The organism is Amycolatopsis sp. SID8362 (assembly GCF_010550475.1).
Classification (GTDB): Bacteria; Actinomycetota; Actinomycetes; order Mycobacteriales; family Pseudonocardiaceae; genus Amycolatopsis; species Amycolatopsis eburnea.
Map to the genome: position 1 here is coordinate 1 of NZ_JAAGNB010001778.1, position 2,918 is coordinate 2,918.

The following is a 2,918-nucleotide window of genomic DNA, read 5'->3' on the forward strand; positions in this document are numbered from 1 at the left end:
CCGTCGGAGAATCCCTGCGCGGCGCTGCCGTACCCGCCGCAGACCGGCGCGCCGATCCCGGAGACGTCGGCGGCGGCGTCGAGCCGGCTCACGGCGGTGCTCACGGCCGCCGTCCAGCAGCGGCTGGCGGCCGGCTCGACGCTCGGTCCCCACGAACACGGCGTCTACCCGAAGGGGGTCGCGCACGGCCCGCTGGAGTTCTTCCACGTGTTTTCGGCGCCCGTTCCCCACGAAAGCACGTGCAGCGGCGGCGAGGACTACTTCTTGTCGTGGGCCACGACGGCGAAGGGGAAGCTCAAGGGCAACGTCATGGCGATCGTCACCCGGCTCGGCGGCAGCGCGACACCCAGCACCGAGTGCACGCCCCCGCCCGAGCGCACGGAGGGGTCGTGCCACCGCCGGACCGGGCCGCACGGCGAAACGATCCTCGAATCCACGGTGCTCCAGCCCGGCGGCCCGACGATGTACCGATCGGACGTCACCAAGCCCGACGGCACCGGCATCATCCTCGACGCGGAGAACGTCGCCGGGGACGCGAAGCGGGGCGGTGCGCCCGACATGCCGTCGCCGCCGCTGAGCCTCGCGCAGCTGACGGAGATCGCGCTCGACCCGGGGCTGACGCTCTACCCCTGAGCGGCCAGCAGCACCTTCGCGGCTTCGCGGGCCGTGTTCGCCTCGCCCGGGTCACCGGTGATCGCGGCGAGCACGGTCGCGCCCTCGACCAGCGAAAACAGCTGGTCGGCGACCCTCTGGCCGGAAATCAGACCACGCAGGTACGCGCGCACCTCGTCCTTGTGCAGCCGGATCGCGGCGGCGATGCCCGGGGTGGGTTCGCCGAACTCGCCGAAGGAGTTGATGAACGCGCAACCCCGGAAGCCGGGTTCGGCGAACCAGTTCGCGAGCCAGTCGAAGACGGCGAGCGGATCGTCCCCGCGGGCGTGGACGAAATCGCGCAACGACTTCCGCCAGCGCTCGTCCCGGCGGCGCAAGTAGGCCTCGACCAGGTCGTTCTTCGCCGGGAAGCACTGGTAGAGCCGTTTGAGCGAGACGCCGGAGCGCTCGCGGACGGCGTCCATCCCGACCGCCTGCACCCCGTGCGCGTAGAAGAGCTCTTCGGCCGCTTCGAGCAGCCGGCCGGTCGCTTCCGTGGAATTCACGTCACCTGCCTCTGGCGCGGAGAATGAGCGTTCTCTAGGGTAGCGGACGTAGTGGAGAACGCACGTTCTCCGCGTCCGGAAGGAGCTGCCATGACCCCGCGACCCCCGTTCCCGCCCTTCGACGAGGACACCGCCCGCCAGAAGGTCCAGGCCGCCGAAGACGCGTGGAACACCCGCGACCCGGAGAAGGTCTCGCTGGCCTACACCGAGGACTCGGTCTGGCGGAACCGCGACCAGCACGTCGTGGGCCGCGCCGAGATCGTCCGGTTCCTGACCGCGAAGTGGGAGCGCGAGCTGGACTACGCGCTGCGCAAGGAGCTGTGGGGCTTCCGCGGCAACCGCATCGGCGTCCGGTTCCAGTACGAGTCGCGCACCGCCGATGGCCGGTGGTTCCGCAGCTACGGCAACGAGCTCTGGGAGTTCAGCGACGAAGGCCTGATGCGCCGGCGCGAGGCGAGCATCAACGACGTCCCGATCGACGAGGCCGACCGCCGCATCTTCGGCCCGCGCCCGGCGTCCGAACACGGCCTCCTGCTGCCGGTCTTCTAGGTCCGCCCGCAGCGGAACCGGCCCCGTCCGCCCGGCGTCCGGGGCATGGTCGAAAGATGACCACACCGGCGTTCGGCGGCGAAGTGAGCGAGTTCTACCAGCGGTTCCGCCGCGGCTACCCGCCCGAAGCGGCGGACGAGCTGGCCGCGGCGTTCACGCTGACCCGCGACGACGTCGTCCTCGACCTCGGCTGCGGCACCGGCCAGCTCACCCGGGTCCTGGCCGCCCGGGCGGGCGCCGTCCTCGGCATGGACCCGGAGCCGGCGATGCTGGAGCAGGCCCGCCGGGCGACCCCGCTGCCGAACGTCACCTGGCTGCTCGGCGCCGACACCGACGTCGGCGCGCTGTTGCCGGTTTTCGGCAACGGCCGCCTGGCCGCGGTGACGGTCGCCCAGGCGTTGCACTGGATGGACCACGAACGGCTGTTTTCGGCCGTTCGTCCGCTGCTGCGCCCCGGGGGCGGCATCGCCGTGGTGACGAACGGCGAGCCGCTGTGGCTGCAGGACACCGCGTGGTCCGCCGCGCTGCGGGACGTCCTGTCGGCGTACCTGGGGACGCCGCTGCATCGCACGTGCGGCACGGCCGAGGCGAGCCAGGAGCGCTACGCGGCGGCGCTGGTGGCCGCCGGATACGCCGTCGACCTGCGGGTTGTCGACTACGCGACCACGCTGACCGTCGAGGAGATGGTCGGTGGCGTTTTTTCGGCCATGAGCCCCGAGCAGCTGCCCGCCCCGGACGCGCGCCCGGCCTTCACCGACCGCGTCCGGACGGCGGTGGCCCCGCACGGACCGCTCCGCGAGGCGGTCCGGGTGCGGATCCTCACCGGAACCCGCTGACCGGTCACTATACGCGATTGCGTAGCCACCCCTACTGTTCCGCCTGTTGTTTCCCCGGGGAGCGGCGCGGATGCTCGCTCCGAGGGCGCCCATCGCGCCATCGCCCCCGAGGAGTCCCCATGACCAGCAGGTTGAGAACGGCCGTCGCCGCCCTCTTCGTCGTGTTGTCGTTTTCCTACGGTGCCGTGGTGACCCCGGCCGGAACCGTCGCGGGGCAGCCGGACTGCGTCCGGCCCTGCCGCTTCTGAGCGGCCCGCTACCTACAGTTCCGGGATCCCGGCCGCGACCGGCTCGAACGCGTTGCCGGTGGCGATCTTCGGCCGCGGCAGCTCCACCGGTTCGGCCGGCTTCGCCCGCCGGTAGACGTCGGCGGTCG

Annotated in this window: 5 protein-coding genes; 4 read left to right on the forward strand and 1 reads right to left on the reverse strand. The window is 71.9% G+C overall.

From position 1 onward, the window contains the following. On the forward strand, positions 1–633 hold a 633-nt coding region (locus G3I65_RS54570), incomplete at its 5' end, for a hypothetical protein (RefSeq protein WP_160704321.1). Here G3I65_RS54570 and G3I65_RS54575 read toward each other — a convergent pair. After that, on the reverse strand, positions 624–1,157 hold the full coding sequence (locus G3I65_RS54575; protein ID WP_160704323.1) for a TetR/AcrR family transcriptional regulator: 534 nt from the start codon (positions 1,155–1,157) through the stop codon (positions 624–626). The two genes, G3I65_RS54570 and G3I65_RS54575, sit on opposite strands and share 10 nt — an antisense overlap. 90 nt (positions 1,158–1,247) lie before the next feature. On the opposite strand from G3I65_RS54575, the gene G3I65_RS54580 reads away from it, so the two are divergent. The 3 genes from G3I65_RS54580 (at position 1,248) to G3I65_RS58550 (ending at position 2,790) form a co-directional block, all read left to right on the forward strand. After that, on the forward strand, positions 1,248–1,706 hold the full coding sequence (locus tag G3I65_RS54580; protein ID WP_160704325.1) for a nuclear transport factor 2 family protein: 459 nt from the start codon (positions 1,248–1,250) through the stop codon (positions 1,704–1,706). 56 nt (positions 1,707–1,762) lie between these two features. Next, positions 1,763–2,542 (forward strand): trans-aconitate 2-methyltransferase, encoded by a 780-nt coding sequence (locus G3I65_RS54585; protein WP_160704327.1) that lies wholly within the window; start codon positions 1,763–1,765, stop codon positions 2,540–2,542. A 119-nt stretch (positions 2,543–2,661) separates the two neighbouring features. Next, the gene (locus tag G3I65_RS58550) at positions 2,662–2,790 is read left to right on the forward strand and encodes a hypothetical protein (protein WP_255482257.1); all 129 of its coding nucleotides are present in this window, start codon (positions 2,662–2,664) and stop codon (positions 2,788–2,790) included. Positions 2,791–2,918 lie beyond the last annotated feature (128 nt).